General features: G+C 70.4%; 15 protein-coding genes. 14 read left to right on the forward strand and 1 reads right to left on the reverse strand.

What is annotated here, in order from left to right; genetic code table 11:
- Window positions 1–15 precede the first annotated feature (15 nt).
- The 14 genes from ABZ208_RS33410 to ABZ208_RS33475 all read left to right on the forward strand — a co-directional run bounded on the left by ABZ208_RS33410 (window position 16) and on the right by ABZ208_RS33475 (window position 14,812).
- On the forward strand, window positions 16–1,482 hold the full coding sequence (locus tag ABZ208_RS33410; protein ID WP_356913199.1) for an anthranilate synthase component I family protein: 1,467 nt from the start codon (window positions 16–18) through the stop codon (window positions 1,480–1,482).
- A gap of 41 nt (window positions 1,483–1,523) precedes the next feature.
- Window positions 1,524–2,126 (forward strand): aminodeoxychorismate/anthranilate synthase component II, encoded by a 603-nt coding sequence (locus tag ABZ208_RS33415; protein ID WP_356913229.1) that lies wholly within the window; start codon window positions 1,524–1,526, stop codon window positions 2,124–2,126.
- A gap of 227 nt (window positions 2,127–2,353) precedes the next feature.
- Entirely contained in the window at window positions 2,354–3,775 is a 1,422-nt protein-coding gene (locus ABZ208_RS33420) for a phenylacetate--CoA ligase family protein (RefSeq protein ID WP_356913200.1), read from the forward strand.
- Window positions 3,759–4,412, forward strand: a complete 654-nt coding sequence (locus ABZ208_RS33425) for a hypothetical protein (protein WP_356913201.1) — start codon at window positions 3,759–3,761, stop codon at window positions 4,410–4,412. The genes ABZ208_RS33420 and ABZ208_RS33425 overlap by 17 nt, the downstream gene beginning before the upstream one ends.
- A gap of 38 nt (window positions 4,413–4,450) precedes the next feature.
- Window positions 4,451–5,740 carry an amidohydrolase family protein gene (locus ABZ208_RS33430; protein ID WP_356913202.1) on the forward strand — a complete coding sequence of 430 codons (1,290 nt, stop codon included), beginning with the start codon at window positions 4,451–4,453 and terminating at the stop codon, window positions 5,738–5,740.
- Window positions 5,740–6,987: an MFS transporter gene (locus ABZ208_RS33435; RefSeq protein ID WP_356913203.1), complete on the forward strand. Its 1,248-nt coding sequence runs from the start codon at window positions 5,740–5,742 to the stop codon at window positions 6,985–6,987. Before ABZ208_RS33430 ends, ABZ208_RS33435 begins: the two co-directional genes overlap by 1 nt.
- Window positions 6,988–7,161: 174 nt before the next feature.
- Window positions 7,162–7,932, forward strand: a complete 771-nt coding sequence (locus ABZ208_RS33440; protein WP_356913204.1) for a phenylalanine--tRNA ligase beta subunit-related protein — start codon at window positions 7,162–7,164, stop codon at window positions 7,930–7,932.
- Window positions 7,933–7,961: 29 nt separating this feature from the next.
- Entirely contained in the window at window positions 7,962–9,179 is a 1,218-nt protein-coding gene (locus tag ABZ208_RS33445; RefSeq protein WP_356913205.1) for an ATP-grasp domain-containing protein, read from the forward strand.
- Entirely contained in the window at window positions 9,179–10,489 is a 1,311-nt protein-coding gene (locus ABZ208_RS33450) for an MFS transporter (RefSeq protein WP_356913206.1), read from the forward strand. The genes ABZ208_RS33445 and ABZ208_RS33450 overlap by 1 nt, the downstream gene beginning before the upstream one ends.
- A gap of 1 nt (window position 10,490) precedes the next feature.
- The gene (locus ABZ208_RS33455) at window positions 10,491–11,795 is read left to right on the forward strand and encodes a TrpB-like pyridoxal phosphate-dependent enzyme (RefSeq protein WP_356913207.1); all 1,305 of its coding nucleotides are present in this window, start codon (window positions 10,491–10,493) and stop codon (window positions 11,793–11,795) included.
- A gap of 87 nt (window positions 11,796–11,882) precedes the next feature.
- Window positions 11,883–12,575 (forward strand): flavodoxin family protein, encoded by a 693-nt coding sequence (locus ABZ208_RS33460; protein WP_356913208.1) that lies wholly within the window; start codon window positions 11,883–11,885, stop codon window positions 12,573–12,575.
- A gap of 82 nt (window positions 12,576–12,657) precedes the next feature.
- Window positions 12,658–13,035 carry a cupin domain-containing protein gene (locus tag ABZ208_RS33465; protein ID WP_356913209.1) on the forward strand — a complete coding sequence of 126 codons (378 nt, stop codon included), beginning with the start codon at window positions 12,658–12,660 and terminating at the stop codon, window positions 13,033–13,035.
- Complete coding sequence (locus ABZ208_RS33470) at window positions 13,032–13,349, forward strand: chorismate mutase (RefSeq protein ID WP_328397930.1); 318 nt, start codon at window positions 13,032–13,034, stop codon at window positions 13,347–13,349. Before ABZ208_RS33465 ends, ABZ208_RS33470 begins: the two co-directional genes overlap by 4 nt.
- On the forward strand, window positions 13,346–14,812 hold the full coding sequence (locus tag ABZ208_RS33475; protein ID WP_356913210.1) for a UbiD family decarboxylase: 1,467 nt from the start codon (window positions 13,346–13,348) through the stop codon (window positions 14,810–14,812). The genes ABZ208_RS33470 and ABZ208_RS33475 overlap by 4 nt, the downstream gene beginning before the upstream one ends.
- Here ABZ208_RS33475 and ABZ208_RS33480 read toward each other — a convergent pair.
- On the reverse strand, window positions 14,748–16,268 hold the full coding sequence (locus ABZ208_RS33480) for a PLP-dependent aminotransferase family protein (RefSeq protein ID WP_356913211.1): 1,521 nt from the start codon (window positions 16,266–16,268) through the stop codon (window positions 14,748–14,750). The genes ABZ208_RS33475 and ABZ208_RS33480 overlap by 65 nt on opposite strands.
- Window positions 16,269–16,271 lie beyond the last annotated feature (3 nt).

Consider the following 16,271-nt stretch of genomic DNA (forward strand, 5'->3'; position numbering starts at 1 on the left):
GCCGTCCGGGTCCGTGTGACGGCAACCGAGCTCCCGCCGAGCGACCCGGTCCAGGTCTACGAAGCACTGGCCCAGGACCGGGCGCAGGGTGATGTGTATCTCTTCGAGAGCCTGGACGGTCCCGTCCAGGACCGGCACTCCGCCGTCGTCGGCTGGGGGCGTCTCGCCGAACTCCGTCTCTACGCGGACCGGGTGGAGCTCACGGCGCCCGGCGAGCTGGGGACCGCCCTGGCCGATGTGATCTCCGCTGTGGGCGGCGAGCCGCCCCGGCCGCGGGGCGATGTGAGGGTGTGGGCGGCGCACGACTCAACGGCCGCATGGCCGCTGCTGCGGGCGGTCCAGAGCGCCTTCGCGCTCGACACCGAGGTGCCCGAGTCGACCTTCGCGTTCGGGTTCCTCACCACGCTGGCCTACGAGGCCGCCTGGGGCATGGAGGATCTGCCGCAGACGCAGCAGGAGTCGGATCTGCCGCGCTGCACCCTCACGCTCTTCTCGAACACCGTCTGGTACGACCTGCGCACCGGGGACGTGCGCCATCTCGTCGCGTCCGGTGCCCACCTGCCTGCGCCGGGCGGGCCTGTGCCGGACGTCCTGACCGCAGGCACACGTGACGCCGGGACCCCGGTACCGCCCGAGGCGCCGAAGCCCCGGTCGGTACGGGACAACGTGGACGAGCGGACCTTCTCCGAGCGCGTCGAGCGCTGTCTGCGGCACATCGGAGTGGGAGACAGCTACCAGATCCAGATCGGCCATCGCATCGATGTGGAAACGGAACTGACGCCCTTCCAGGTCTATCAGCGGCTGCGGCACCGCAACCCGTCCCCGTACATGTATCTCGTGCCCTGGGCCGACCGGACCGTGATCGGGGCGAGCCCCGAACTCTTCATCCGGATCGAGAACGACCGGATCTCCATGCGCCCGATCGCCGGGACGGCTCCCCGGGCCGCGGACGAGGCCGAGGACGCCCGCCGGGTCACCGAACTGCGCTCCAGCGCCAAGGAACAGGCCGAGCACATCATGCTCGTGGACCTGTGCCGAAACGACATCGGCCGGGTGTGCGTGCCCGGCACGCTCGCGGTGGACTCCATGATGGAGGTCGAGCCGTTCGCCTATGTCCACCATCTGGTCTCGACCGTGTCGGGGCAGGTCACCGACACCACGGACGTCTGGTCGGCGATCTGCGCCACGTTCCCTGCCGGGACCATGACCGGGGCGCCGAAAGTGCGCGCCATGGAGATCATCAACGACATCGAGGACGATCCGCGCGGCATCTACGCGGGCGCGCTCGGTCTGGTGGACGTACGCGGCTTCGCGATGCTCACGCTGTGCATCCGCACCGCCGTCCACGACGGAGAGCGCTACACGACCCAGGCGTCGGCGGGTGTCGTCGCCGACTCCGTGCCCGCCGCCGAGTGGCGGGAGACGCTGGCCAAGATGAGCGCCACCTACTGGGCCCTGACCGGTGAGGAGCTGCTGCCGTGAGTGCCGCGCAGTCCACGAACGACGCCACGTCCGCGAGCCCGCTGAACGTGCTGCTCGTCGACGCCTACGACAGTTTCAGTCACATCATCGACCAGTACCTGCGCACTCTCGGCGCCAGGACCGAAGTGGTGCGCTCCCGCACCCGTACCCCCGGCGAACTGCTGAACCTGCGTCCGGACGCGGTGGTGCTCGGCCCGGGGCCCGGTCACCCGGCCGACTCCGGCCATGTCGAGCTGGTGCACACCTTCGCGGGGCGCGTGCCGCTCCTCGGAGTCTGTCTCGGGCACCAGGCGATCGGCCTGGCCTACGGGGCCCGGATCGACGTCGCCGGAAACCTGATGCACGGCAAGACCAGCCTCGTGCAGCACGACGGCCGGGGCCTGTTCGACGGCGTCGCGCAGCCGCTGACCGTCACCCGCTACCACTCACTGATCGTCGACGAGGCCCTGGCGCCCGAGCTCGACGTCACCGCGACGTCGCTCGACGACGGCTATGTGATGGGCGTGCGCCACCGCACCCTCGCCGTGGAGGGGGTGCAGTTCCACCCGGAGAGCGTGATGACCGAGCACGGGCTGCGGCTCTTCGGCAACTTCCTGGAGTCCGCGCGGCATCCACGCGTGCCTGCCGGCCTGCCCTACCTGTAGAGGCGTCGTCACCGGTCCGGCCCCGTGCGATCCACCGCGGCCGGACCGGCCGTCGCGCACGCCATGACGGGTGCGCCGGACCTCGCCGACGGCATGCACCGGGAGCCGCCGCCCGGGGACGCTCCGCGCGATCCCATCCGTACCGACCCGACCTCCGCGCTGCCCGACGCGTCCCGTCCGGCGTCCGGTCCGCGGCGCGCTCCATCACTCGAGAGGACCACCGTCACATGTGGCTGCCCACACACGGCCCCGCGGCCGAGTTCGCCGCGAGGTATCTCGACATCCACCGAGCCTTCTACGACCGCACGCTCACCCAGGAACGGCTCGACGACTGGCGCGAGCGCCAGCTGCGCACCGTGCTCGACCAGGTCGCCGACGGTTCGCCCTTCTACGCACGGCACTTGAAGGACGTCGATCTGACGGCGGTGACGCACAAGGACCTGACGTCGCTGCCCTTCACGACGAAGGCCGATCTCCGCAGTCAGATGCTCGACGTCCTCAGCCGCCCGCTGGCCGACGCCGTCTTCTTCTACGAGACCACCGGCACGACCGGGCCCGCGACCCCCTGCCCGCGCGACGAGCGCGAAGCCATCGCGAGCAACGCCCATGTCACCGAGTCCTGGGCGTCCATCTTCCGCCACCACTTCGGTGACCACGCACCGCGCATCGGACTGATGGGCCCGACGGAGGTGCACTCCTTCGGTGACACCCTCGGCGACATCGCCCGCAACGTCGGCTCGATGAACGCCAAGATCTGGCCGTACTCACCGGTGATCGGGTTCGCCAAGGCCCTTCAGCTGATGCGGGACCTGGAGCTGGAGGTGATCTGCTGTACGCCCGGCGTCGCCCTCACCCTCGCCAAGGCGGCCGAGCACCACGGCTACGACCTGCGCCGCGACTTCTCCGTGAAACTGCTGCTGGTGACGGGGGAGATGTGCACGCCCGCCCTGGCACACAATCTGGAAAGTGTCTGGGGTGCCGAGGTCTACAACATCCTCTACGGCTCGCAGGAAGCCTTCGTCATCGCCACCGCCTGCCGCAACAAGCGCATGCACCTGTCGCAGACCAACTATCTGATCGAAGTGGTGGACCCGGACACCGGAGCGTCCCACGGGCCCCGCGGCAGCGGTGAGCTGACCGTGACGATGCTGGTGGACGGCGTGAAGCCGCTGATCCGCTACCGCACGGGCGACGCCGTGACCATCGAGGAGTCCGACTGCGGCTGCGAGATGCCGGGCGATCTCGTCCGGCTCGTCGGCCGCACCCTGGACCGGCTGCACCTCGGCGGGGAGCAGTTCACCGCCGGTCAGATCGAGACGGCCGTCATGACGGACGTCACCGGATCGGCCGGCTACCAGGTGGTGATCGAGAGCGACGCCGACGGGCGGGACCGGCTCACGGTCCGTCTCGAACTGCTGGGCGCTCTCGTCGAGAATCCGGACGCGATCGCCGCAGGCGTACGCGACCGGGCCGCCGCTGCCCTCGGCGTACCGGTCGCGGTCGAACTCAGCGACGGACTCGACCCCATCGTGAGCACCGGCGCCTTCGTCAGCTGGAAGGCCGCCCGCATCGTCGACCGGCGCACCGAACCCGACCACGAGACCCAGGTCGCGCAGAAGATGGCGGTGAACCGTGGTTACGGGCGCTGACACCGCGACCCTGCCGTCGCAGTTCGCCGAGGCGTACAGCGCCCGCTGGAGCGAGCTGATCGATCGCTGGACCGAACAGCCGGGGGTCCTGCTCGGCACGCTCGGTCCGGCCGGCACATCGAGTCATCTGGCCGCCGAGTTTCTGGCCGGGCGGTACGGACTGACCATCGAGCTCTTCCCCACGTTCGACGACGTGCTGTCCGCACTCATCGCCGAGAAGGTCGAGTTCGCCCTGGTGCCGAGCGCCTACCAGGGGCTGACCCGTTTCCACTGGCACCAGGATCTGCGGCTGCAGGCGTTCTTCCCGCAGGCCACTCCGCAATACGGCATCGCCGCGAGGAAGCAGGGCGAACTGCCCGCGGGTACCGGCCCGGTCACCGTCGCGGCGATGTGGGAGGTGCGCTGGATCTACGCCGAGATCGTGCCTCCCGCTCTCAGGGAGCGGGAAGTGCGCTGGGCCGACGCGGCCTCCACCCAGCATGCCGCCGAGATCCTGGCGGACGGCGGTGCCGACCTCGCGCTCACCAACGCACCCGGAATCGACCGCCATGGACTGCGCTGGGTGGCCGACCGTCCCGGCGCCGAGATCATCTGGACGCTCTTCGGCCACGCCCGTGATGCCGCCGCCGGCACCTGAACCTGCCCTCGCACAGCCGAGTAATGGAGATCGCTCTCGTGTTACGCAAGACCCTGCTGCACAACGCAACCGTCCAGGAGGGGCTGGGCACGGCCTCGTTGCCGCGCCGCAGCGTCCTGATCGACGGCGACCGGATCGCGGCCGTACTCCCCGCCGATCTGGCCCCGCTGCACTCGCCCGAGGTGGATGTCCTCGACCTGGACGGGCGCACCGTGATGCCCGGCATGACGCTCGGGCACACCCACATCGCCTATCTGAACATCCTCGACGGACGGGAGATGCTCTTCAAATACTCCGTCCCGGAGGTCACTCTGGCCGCTGCGGAGAACACCACGAGGCTGCTCGAGCTCGGTTACACCGCCTTCGTGGGAGCGGGCTCGGTCGCCGGGATCGACATGGCGCTGCGCCGGGCCGTCGACGCGGGGCGGCTGAAAGGGCCCCGGATCACGCCGTGCAGCCGTGACCTGATGGTGTCGGGGCCGCCCGACCGCCGCAATCCCGAAGTCGGCAGGCGCATCCCGTCCGACCTGATGCGGCTGGCCGACACTCCGCAGGAGATGGCCGAGTACGTCGCCGGTGAGATCGCCCAGGGTGCGGAGATCGTCAAGGTCTTCTCCTCCGGAGACGACACGTTCCCCAACGGGCGCTCCCACGAACTGCTCTTCACCGCGGAGGAGCTGGTGATCGCCGCCCGGACGGCACATGAGCACGGAGCCCGGATCCGTGCCCACTCGCGCGGTCTGGACGGTATCCGCAACGCCATCGCCGCCGGGGTGGACGTCATCGACCACGCCACCTACGCGGACGACGCGGCCCTCGAGGCCATCGCGGAACGCGGCATCTTCGTCGTGCCCAGCCTCTACCAGCCGCACATGCTGCTGACCACCGGCACCGAGCACGGCAAGACACCGGAGTACCTGGAGACGCTGGAGTTCGAGGCCGAGATCGAGAACACCCTGCGGATCCTGCCGATCATGGCCGACATGGGGGTGCCGATCGTGGCGGGCGACGACTTCGGCTTCGCCTGGACTCCGCACGGCAGCTACGCCAAGGAGCTCGAGTTGTACGTCACGATGGCCGGCATCCCGGCGCCGACCGTGCTGACCTGGGCCACCGCCAACGGTGCCCGGCTGGCCGGGCGGGGAGACGAGGCGGGAACCGTACAGGCCGGGCGCCTCGCCGATCTGGTGGTCACCGAGGGGGACCCCGCCGAGGACATCTCCGTGCTGAGCCGTCCCGACACGATCGAGATGGTGCTGCTCGGCGGGCGGACCGTCGCAGGCAGCGCGGACGCGTTCCGTGTGCGCACCCCGGCCGGAGCCGTGTGATGGCGGGCACGGACACGGGCGTGACGCCCGGCTCCAGGACACCCGTGCTGCCGGTGCTGGCCGTCGGCGCCTTCGCCATCGGCACCGACACGTTCGTGGTGGCGGGCGTGCTGCCGGAGGTGGCCCGTGACCTGCACGCGGGACTCGCCGACACCGGATGGGTGAGCACGGTCTTCGCCCTCACCTACGCCGTGCTCGCGCCGGTGCTGGGCGCGCTCACCGGCCGCCTCGAGCGGCGTGCCGTGCTGCTGATCTCGCTGACCGGCTTCGTGCTGGGCAATGCGGCATCCGCGCTCGCCCCCACGCTGGGGCTGCTGCTGGCGGCCAGGATCGCCACCGCCGCGAGCGCCGCCCTCTACATTCCGGCCGCCTCCGCGACCGCGGGGTTCCTGGCCGCGCCGGAACGGCGCGGCCGGGCCCTGGCCGTGGTGCTCGGCGGGCTGTCCGCGGCCACCGTCGCGGGGGTGCCGTTCGGCACCTGGCTCGCCGCCGACGTGGACTGGCGGGCCACGTTCTGGATGCTTGCCGGTCTCGGTGCGGCATGCGCCGCGGCGGTGGCCCTCTGTCTGCCACAGGTACGCCTGCCGGGCGCACCGGGGCTCGCCGCACGGCTGGCCCCGGCACGGAACCTCCAGGTGCTGCTCACCGTGGTGACCACGCTGCTGTTCATGACAGGCGGCTATCTCGCCCTCACCTACATCGGCGCGGTGCTGGCCCCGGCGACCGGAGGGGACGGTACGACGCTGGCGCTGCTGCTCCTGGTCTTCGGCGTCACCGCGACGGCGGGCACCGTGCTGGGCGGCCGGGCCACCGACCGCTGGGGGGCGACACCTGTGCTCACCGTGGCGCTCGTCGGGCTCGCCGTGGTTCTGGGGACCCTGCCCTACAGCCGGGACGGTCAAGGCGGGGCGGTGATCGCCATGGCCCTGTGGGGACTTGCCGCGATGGCCACCCAACCACCGCAGCAGCACCGGCTGTTCACCATCGAACCGGGCTCGGGCCCCTTGCTGCTCTCCTTGAACTCCTCGGCCACGTTCGCCGGGATCTCACTGGGCGGCTTTCTGGGCGGACAGCTGATCGCCCACGGTGGCGCGGACGGGCTCGACACCCTCGGCCCGGCCGGAGCGGGGCTCGTCGTTCTGGCCGTGCTCCTGGCGCCGGCCGTGGCCCGTACGGCGAGAGGCGGCGCCGGCGCGGCGGGAAACGGCGCATCGGACGCGCCCCGGACCACGGCGGACCGGACCTGACCTGACCGACCTGACCGGCTGTCCCCCGGGGCGTGGCCGCCGGGCCGGCCGGGAGGATCCGGTGGCTCAAGTGGCCTTCCAAGATCGCTTGGAATTGGCCACAACCGGCGGCGTTCTCCTGCCTACTGTCGAACCGTCACAACCCGTCCTAGACCAGGCACGAAAGGCGATTTCATGGAGCGGTCCACCCCCTTGGAGGGCAGTCTGACGGTCACGGTCGCCGAACGGCTGCTGGAGCGTGTGCCCGGCTACGTCCTGGGGCTGATCGCCGTCCCGGACATCGAGGTGGTGGCGGCCGCCCCGGCGGTGTCCGCCCTGCTCACCGAGGCCGAGGACAGCCTGCACAAGGAGACGCTCAGCAAGGCGGACGTCTCCGCGCTGCCGACGGTCGCCGCCTGGCGAGAGGCCTACCGGGTCTTCGACGTCAACCCCAACCGGTTCCCCTGCGCGGCCGAGTCGCTGCTGCGCCGGGTGGCCAAGGGCGACCGGCTGCCACGCATCAACTCCCTGGTGGATCTCTGCAACGCCGTCTCGCTGGCGACCCGGCTGCCGGTGGCCTCCTGCGATGTGGGCGACATCGAGGGCGAGCTGTCCGTACGGCCCGCCGACGGCGACGAGATCTATCTGCCGCTCGGCGCGCCCGAGGCCCCCGAGCACCCGGAGCCGGGCGAGGTCGTCTACGCCGACAGCCGGGGCCGGGCGCACTCGCGCCGGTGGAACTGGCGGCAGAGCGACGTGATCAAGACGGATCGCGGACGGCGCCGGCTGCTGATCACCGTGGAAGCGGTGCACGACGGCGGCCGGACGGCGGTCGAGGCGGCCCTCGGACGGATCGCGGACGTGCTGGACGGGCTGACGCAGGGCCGGCAGGAGCCGGTCGTGCTGGACCGGGCCACGCCGTCCGGCGTCCTGTTCAGCCCATCGGTGGCCCCGACGGCCCGCTGAGCAGCATCCATCCGCTGAAGGAGATCCCGATGAACAGCTCGATCCTGGTCGTCTACCGGCCCGAGGCAGGCCGCTACGCGGCACAGTTCCACAGCGTGGTCGCCGCCGCCACCGATCTCGGAGTGCAGACGGTGGTGCTGCTGCCCACGGGCTGGGAGGCGCCCGAGGCCGAAGAACTGCCCACGTACCAAGCGGACCTGGAGGACACCGCGTCCGTGCGCGCCGCCGTGGACCGCATCGTCACCGAGCACCGCATCGAGCGGATCTTCCCGCTCTTCGAAGGCGATGTCCTGTCGGCCAGCCGCTGCCGCCGTGACCATGGCATCCCCGGACTGACCCCGGACCAGGCGCTCAACTTCCGCGACAAGAACGTGATGCACCGCAGGGCCGAGGAGCTCGGCATCCGGGTGGCCCGCTCGGTGCGCCCCGACACCGTCGGCGCGGTGGCGGAGTTCGCCGAAGAGGTCGGCTACCCCGTCGTGATCAAGCCGTACGCAGGCTGGGCCTGTGGCAACACCTACCGGGTGGACGGCCGCGAGGAGCTGGACCGGGTCTGGCAGGAGATGGGCGACGACCGGCACGAGTACCGGGTCGAGGAGTTCATCAGCGGAACCGAGTTCCATGTGGACTCGCTGCTGCAGAACGGCGAGGTCGTGTTCGAGCAGCTCTCCCAGTACACCTACTCCGTGCTCGAGTACCTCGACGAGCCGGGCGGGACGATCTCCCGCAAGCACAACCTCTCGGCCCGCGAGCAGCGGATTCTCGAGCTCAACGGCGAGGTGCTGCGTGGCTTCGGGATGCGTACGGGGGTCTCGCATGCGGAGTTCTTCCTCCTGGACGACGGCGATGTGGTCTTCGGCGAGGCAGGCGCACGCGCCGGCGGCGGTTCGATCGTTCCGGCGATCGAGGCAGGCCGGGGCATCAATCTGGCCGGTGAGTGGTGCCGGCTGGAACTCGACGAGAACCACCGGCCGGCCGCCAGGACCGGTCCCGAGGTGGGCACCGAGTACCTGAGCTCCGCCAAGTACGGGCGGATCACGGACATCAGCACGCCCGAAGACCTCACGGCCCTGGAATCGGTGCTGGACGCCGATGTCTGGAAGAGCGTCGGTGATGTGCTGGCCCCGCCCACCAGGTCCAACGACGTCCTGGGCTGGTACGTCTGCGAGGGCGCCGACTTCGAGGACGTACGGGCGCGCTTCAAGACGGTCCGAGACGCCTTCCACGTCGAAACCGTGCAGAACTGATGGCAACCGACGAGCCGGGAGGCGGGGGACCGACGTGGCTGACCCGGTTCAGAGCGCTGCCGCTCGCGCTGCGCGTGCTGTTCCTGGCCGCCTTCGTCAACCGGGCGGGAATGTTCGTCTTCCCGCTGCTCGCCGTCTATCTGGTGCGGGGCAAGGGGCTGAGCACGGCCGAGGCCGGGCTGCTGATCTCCGTCGGCAGCACCGGGCTGCTGGTGGGCAGCCTGCTCAGCGGGCCCTTCTGCGATCTGCGCGGCCGGCGCCCGGCCCTGGTCTGCGCGCTGCTGCTGAACGCGGCCGGCTATCTGGGACTCGCCACACTGGACGGTCCGCCGTGGACGTACGCGGTCCTGCTCTTCGCGGCCCTGGTCGGGATGGGCATGTTCGGCCCCGCGTCCAACACGCTGATCGCCGATCTGACCACGCCCGAGCAACGGCCCTTCGCGTACACCGTCAGCTACATCGGCAACAACATGGGCATGGGCATCGGCCCGCTGCTCGGTGGTGTGGCGGCGGCCTACTCGTACCACGTCATGTTCGCCGGGAACATCGTCGCCGGGCTCCTGTGCGCTGCGCTCATCGTGGCGTGGGTCCCGCGCGACAGCAGGCGCGGTGCGCGGCGGACGGACGGTGACGCCGACGGGGCCGCCAGGACCGAAGGGAAGAGAGGCCGTTACAGCGCGCTCGGGCACGGGCATGTGCTCCTGCTCGTGCTGGTGTCCTTCTTCTACGTCGCGCCCCTGATCGGCCTCGAGTACGCACTGCCGCTGGCGGTGACCACCGTGCTGGACGAGTCGGCGGGCCTGGTCGGCGTCGTCTACACGATCAACAGCGTCATCGTCGTCTGCTTCGGCCTGATGGTCGAGAAGCGGATCCAGCAGTACAGCACCAAGGCGCTGCTGATCGTGGCCGGTCTGCTGTGGGCGCTGGGCCTCGCGGTGCTGTACTTCGCCTTCTCGCTGCCCGCGGTGCTGCTGTCCACCGTGGTGTGGACCCTCGGCGAGATCATCGCCTCCGTCGTCGTGCCCACCTATATCGCCGACCACGTCGACGAGCGCCGTGTCGGCAGCTTCATGGCGCTCAACGGATTCGTCCTGGGCGTGGCACGGCTGGTCGTACCGGTCGGACTGGGCGTCATCTGGCAGTCCCATGGCGACCGTCCGGTCTTCCTCACCCTGCTGATCACCCCCGTCGTGGGCATGGCCGCTTTCGCGCTGCTGCGCGTGCGGAACGCGGCAGCCGCCCTCGACACCACGATCCAGACCTCACCCACCGCACCATCTGCAACGTCCGCATCGACTACAGGAAAGTGACATGGCACCCACGAAGTTTCTGCTCCCCGAGGACAGCATCCCCACGACCTGGTACAACGTGGTTCCCGATCTGCCGGGCGGCCTTCCTCCGATGCTTCACCCCGGCACCAAGGAGCCCCTCACCGAGGCCGACCTCGAGCCGCTCTTCCCCGCCGAGCTGATAGCGCAGGAGTTCACCACCGCGCGTGAGGTGGACATCCCCGGCGCGGTTCTGGACGTCTACCGGCAGTGGCGGCCCGCACCCCTGATCAGGGCCCGCCGGCTGGAGAAGGCGCTGGACACCCCGGCCCGTATCTACTTCAAGTACGAGGGTGTCAGCCCGGCCGGCAGCCACAAGCCCAACACGGCGGTGCCGCAGGCCTACTACAACAAGCAGGCCGGGGTGGAACGACTCACCACCGAGACCGGCGCCGGGCAGTGGGGCAGCTCCCTCGCACTCGCCTGTTCCTACTTCGGCCTCGCCTGCGAGGTCTACATGGTGAAGGTGAGCTATCAGCAGAAGCCGTACCGGCGCGGCCTGATGGAGACCTTCGGCGCGAGTGTCACCGCCAGTCCCAGCGAGCTCACCGACGCCGGCCGCGCGGCGCTCGCCGCCGACCCCGATTCCACGGGCAGCCTGGGCCTGGCCATCTCCGAGGCGGTGGAGGCCGCACTGAACAGCGGCGGAAAGGCCAAGTACGCGCTGGGTTCGGTGCTCAACCATGTGCTGATGCACCAGACGATCATCGGCCAGGAGGCCCGGCTCCAGATGGAGCTGGCCGAGGACTACCCGGACATCGTCATCGGCGCCGCGGGTGGCGGCTCCAACTTCGGCGGACTGGCCCTGCCCTTCCTGCGTGAGCAGCTCGGCGGCGGCCGTTCGGTGCGCGCCATCGCCGTCGAACCGTCGTCCTGCCCCACGATGACCCAGGGCAGCTACGACTACGACTTCGGCGACACGGCCGGGCTCACCCCGCTGACCAAGATGCACACCCTCGGCCACGAGTTCGTGCCGCCGGGCATCCACGCCGGAGGTCTGCGCTACCACGGCATGGCGCCGATCATCAGCGCGCTCAAGGAAGCGGACCTGCTCGAGGCGCGCGCGGTCCCGCAGACCGCCTGCTTCGAGGCGGGTGTGACGTTTGCGCGCAACGAGGGCATCGTGCCGGCGCCCGAGTCCACGCATGCCGTACGGGTCGCCATCGACGAGGCGCTGCGGGCGAAGGAGGAAGGAGCCGAGCGGAGCATCCTGTTCACCCTCTCCGGGCACGGCCACTTCGACATGCAGGCCTACATCGACTACTTCGCAGGAAAGCTGCAGGACTGACCTTCAGGACCGACCGACCTGCAGTCAGCGGCAGGCCCTTCGGCGGCCTGCCTGTCGTGAACCGTGTACGGGGAGCGGGGGGTAACAATGCAAGGAAATCGACCTTTCATACTGGGGATATCCGGTTCCGAACGGGCCGGGGGCAACACCGATCTGGCTCTGGACCACGCGGGGGAACTGGTGCGGTCGCGGGGTGCCGTGTTCCAGGCCATCCATCTGCGTGACCACCGGATCTCGCCGTGCAGCCCGTGCGGCGACTGCAACAGCCGGGCCGTCCCCTGCGAGCTGCGGGACGACATGCCGGGCATAGTCGAGCAGATGAAGCAGGCCGACGGGATCATCTACGCCGTGCCCGTGCACGGCTTCGGGCTGGCTCATCTGATGCAGATCTTCATCGAGCGCGCGGGCGTCGGCTATCTGCGCTTCGAGCGGCCGCTGGCCAACAAGGTCGCGGGGATCATCGTGACCGGCCGGCGCTACAGCGACTCGTCCGTGCACAACCAGCTGGTGGACAACGTGCTGCTGAACCGCATGATCCTGGTGGGCAGCGGGTTCCCTGCCCTGCTGCGCAACACCTCGAGGGAGCCGGGCCTCAACGACGCCGAAGGCCTGGACGCCCTGGAGCGCATGGTCCACCGGATGATCGACATGGCCGAGCTGCTCAAGCGCCAGGCAGCGGTGACCGGCGAGCCGGTGCTGCCGCTGACCGACCGCAACGAACGCGTGGAACGCCGGCTCAACAGCAGCTCCTTGGGACCAGGGCTGTGCGAGGCGTCGTGAGCGGGATGCCGCCGCGCGCCGTACCCGGTGATCCGCTTCTTGTGATCCGTACTCAGTGAGACCCCCGGAGGGGAAACCGAGCATGACGACAGAGACGAATCGAACCACTCAGGCGGCCGAGGCCGCGATGCCCACCCTCGTCGGCATCGACTTCGACACGATCCCCTGGGAGAAATGGCACAAGCCCGGTGCCGACGGCCGGGTGAAGATCGCCTATACCCAGGGGCTGCGGATCCGGCTGATGGAACTGCCGGCAGGCTTCGACGAGAAGGAATGGTGCACCCGCGGCCATCAGGGCTACGTGCTGCAGGGCGAGTTCACCATCCACTTCGACGACCGCTCCGTGCCGTGCCGGCCCGGCATGGGCTTCATCATCCCCGGAGAGGAGCGGCACCGCTCGCAGGGGTCCGACGCGGAGCCCACCGTCGTCTACGTGATCGATCAGGTGCCGGCGTCATGACCACCGTGGACAGCCCGATCGGTGAACTGCGGCTCACCATCGATGCCTTGGACCGGCAGATCGTGTCCCTGCTGGCGGAGCGGACCACCGTGGTGCGCACCCTCACCGAGTACAAGCAGGACGAGGAGACCGTGCGCTCCCCGGGCCGGGTGGAGGAGGTCGTCGCCAAGGTGCGCGGGCTCGCCGAGGAGTTCGGAATGCCTCCGGGAATCGCCGAGGCGACCTACCGCACCCTCATCGGCGAACTGACCAGGCTTCAGCTGGACCGGCTCGCCGAGCGGCAGCAGAGCGCCCGGGAAGAGGCCCGCCCGTGACCCACCGCCTCGCGGATCTGCGCACCACGCTCGCCGGGCTCGACTCGCTGCCCGGCGAGCTGGTGCGGGTACGGGAGGAGGTCCCCGCCCGGTTCGGGGTCTCCGCCCGGTACGCACAGTGGGCCGGGGCCCCCGCCCCGCCGCCCACAGGGCCGGGCCCGGCCGTCCTGTTCGAGCGGGTCACCCCCGAGTCCGGCGCGGCGAGCGCCGTACTCATGGGGCTGTACGGGACACGCCGCAGAGCCGCCGCCCTGCTGGGGCTCACCCCCGCGCAGCTGCCCTTCCGGCTGCTCGACGCGGTGGCCTCACCGGTACCGGCGGTTCACGTCAACGGCGAGACACGCTGGGCCAGGACCTCGTACGCTCCGGATCTGGCGAGCCTGCCCGTGCCGGTGCTCACCGACGAGGACGCCGGTCCCTATCTGACGCTCGGAGCGGTGCTGGCCACCGATCCGGAGACCGGCGTACGGAATCTGTCGGTCCACCGCATGTGTGTCCAGGGGCCCGATCTGCTGACCATCTGGATGCTGCCCGGCCGCCATCTGGAGCGGGCGTACCTGGCATCGCTGCGCCTCGGGAAGCCGCTGCCCGTCGCGATCCATCTCGGTCTCGCCCCCGCCATACTGCTCTCCTCCTGCTGCCCCACCTCGCTGGTCCCCGAGGAACTGGACGAACTGGCCGTGGCCGGCGCGCTCGGCGGTGCGCCGGTCGAGCTGATGCCCTGCCGCACGGTCGACGCCGACTGCATCGCGCACGCCGAGTACGTCCTGGAGGGCGAGCTGCTGGCGGACACACTGCCGGAGAACCCCTCGGGTACGGCGGCCATGCCTGAGTTCCTCGGTTACCGGGGCAGCGCCCACCCCGCGCTGCCGGTCATCCGGGTCACCGGCATCACGGCACGCCAGGGGGCCATACTCCAGTCCGTGTCGGGCCCCGGACACGAGCAGTCGATCCTGCTCGGCTTCGGGATGGAGGCCGCGGTGCTGGACCGGCTGCTGCGGCGCGGCGCCCCGGTCGTCGCGGTGCACTGCCACACCGCGGGCGGCGGCCAGCTGATGCTGGTCGTGCAGTGGCGGCACAAACGCTCCGCCGAGGACGACGCACGGGTCCGCGAGGCGTGTCAGGCGATCCTGGCGGAGTTCCGGATGATCAAGCTGGTCGTCGCCGTGGACGAGGACGTGGACCTGGAGTCCGACCAGGACCTGTGGTGGGCGATGACCACCCGGCTCCAGGCGGACCGGGACGTGGTCGTGCTGCCGGACCAGGAAGGCTTCCGCCTCGACCCCACCCAGGCGATGTCGTACTCCCCGACGCTCTCGGACGACGGCCGCACGGCGAAGGCGGTGTTCGACTGCACGGTGCCGTACGCCCACCGCGAGCGGTTCCGCCGGGTGGCGTTCACGCCGGCCCAGGAGCAGCCGTCTCCCGCACAGCGGCTGCCAGCAGGGCAACGCCTTCCGTGATGTGCGCGGTGGGCAGCGCCGCGTAGCCCATCAGGAACGTGGGCTCGGACGGCGGGTCCTGCACGTAGTACCCGGACGCCGGGTAGATGCGCACCCCGAGGCCGGCCGCCCGGTCGGCGATCCGGGCCTCGTCCCCGGCGGGCAGACCGGGCAGGGTGACCATGACGTGCAGGCCCGCCGCCTCGCCGGAGATCCGCACCCCGGCGCCGAAATGCTCGTAGAGCGCTTCCAGGAGGCGGCGCCTGCGCTGCCGGTACAGCCTGGTCATCTTGCCGATGTGCCGGGCATAGGCACCGCAGGAGATGAAGTCGGCGAGTGCTTCCTGCTCCACGGTCGCCGTGAGCCGGTCGGTGATCCACTTGATACCGAGAAAAGGCTGCACGAGGTGTCGCGGAAGGATCGCGTAACCGATGCGGAGGGAGGGGAACAGCGTCTTGCTGAAGCTGCCCACATACACGACGACGCCCCCGTGCCGGTCGGCGGCGAGAGCGGGCAGCCGGCTGTCGGAGAACGTGTACTCGTTGTGGTAGTCGTCCTCCAGGACGGTCGCCCCCCGCTCGTGCGCCCACTCCACGAGAGCACGCCGCCGCGACTCGGACATGACGCAGCCGGTCGGGAACTGGTGCGACGGCGTCACATAGACCAGCCGCACCCGGTCCGGGTCATGGCCGTGGGCCCGCACCTGGGCATCGATGTCACCGACCCGCAGCCCCTCCTCGTCCACCGGCACCGGCACCACCGCCGCCTGTGAGGTACCGAAGATCTGCCGCAGCACGGTGTGGCTGGGGTCCTCGATCACCACGACATCGTTCGGGGCGACCAGGGCCCGCACCAGGATGTCCATCGCCTGGGTCGCGCCGTTGGTGACCACGATGCTCTCGGGGGAGGCGGTCAGAGCGCGGCTCTGCCGCACCAGCGTGGCGATCTCCGTGCGCAGCGCGGGCGACCCCTCCGCGAGCCCGTAACCGAGCGAGGTCGCGTCCGCCCTGCTCAGGGCGTCGGACACGGACTGCCGCCAGCGGGCGACAGGAAAGCTGGCCAGCGCCGGTGTGCCGTGCCGGAAGTCGAGTGAGCCGCCGGTGCGGTGCATGGGCGGCGGCTCCCAGGGCTGCCACAGCGCGTGCCCCGTGTCGGTGGGCCTCGGCGGCTGAGGGGCGAGGGGGGCTCGGGAGAGGGGCCGCTCGGCCGGGGCGGGTAACTCCTCACGGGCCGCCACCTGGGTGCCGGAGCCGCGGCGCGCGGTGAGGACGCCGTTGGCGCGCAGCAGCTCGTAGGCCCTGAGCACGACGGTCCGTGACACGCCGAGCTGATGGGCGAGCTCGCGGGAGGGGGGCACGCTGTCCCCCGGGCGGAGCCGGCCGGAGCGCACCAGCGCAACGAACTGGTCGCACACCTGCTGTTGGAGGGGCAGGGCACTGTCCCGGTCCAGAACGATCAGCAGCTCGGTCGATCCCAACGC

It is taken from the genome of Streptomyces sp. NPDC006208 (assembly GCF_040613775.1).
Taxonomy (GTDB): Bacteria; Actinomycetota; Actinomycetes; order Streptomycetales; family Streptomycetaceae; genus Streptomyces.

What these genes read in the sequence shown, in the direction of transcription:
- ABZ208_RS33420 (WP_356913200.1), top strand. Translation starts at nt 2,354, where the DNA reads ATGTGGCTGCCCACACACGGCCCCGCGGCCGAGTTCGCCGCGAGGTAT.
- ABZ208_RS33435 (WP_356913203.1), top strand. Translation starts at nt 5,740, where the DNA reads ATGGCGGGCACGGACACGGGCGTGACGCCCGGCTCCAGGACACCCGTG.
- ABZ208_RS33440 (WP_356913204.1), top strand. Translation starts at nt 7,162, where the DNA reads ATGGAGCGGTCCACCCCCTTGGAGGGCAGTCTGACGGTCACGGTCGCC.
- ABZ208_RS33445 (WP_356913205.1), top strand. Translation starts at nt 7,962, where the DNA reads ATGAACAGCTCGATCCTGGTCGTCTACCGGCCCGAGGCAGGCCGCTAC.
- ABZ208_RS33450 (WP_356913206.1), top strand. Translation starts at nt 9,179, where the DNA reads ATGGCAACCGACGAGCCGGGAGGCGGGGGACCGACGTGGCTGACCCGG.
- ABZ208_RS33455 (WP_356913207.1), top strand. Translation starts at nt 10,491, where the DNA reads ATGGCACCCACGAAGTTTCTGCTCCCCGAGGACAGCATCCCCACGACC.
- ABZ208_RS33460 (WP_356913208.1), top strand. Translation starts at nt 11,883, where the DNA reads ATGCAAGGAAATCGACCTTTCATACTGGGGATATCCGGTTCCGAACGG.
- ABZ208_RS33465 (WP_356913209.1), top strand. Translation starts at nt 12,658, where the DNA reads ATGACGACAGAGACGAATCGAACCACTCAGGCGGCCGAGGCCGCGATG.
- ABZ208_RS33470 (WP_328397930.1), top strand. Translation starts at nt 13,032, where the DNA reads ATGACCACCGTGGACAGCCCGATCGGTGAACTGCGGCTCACCATCGAT.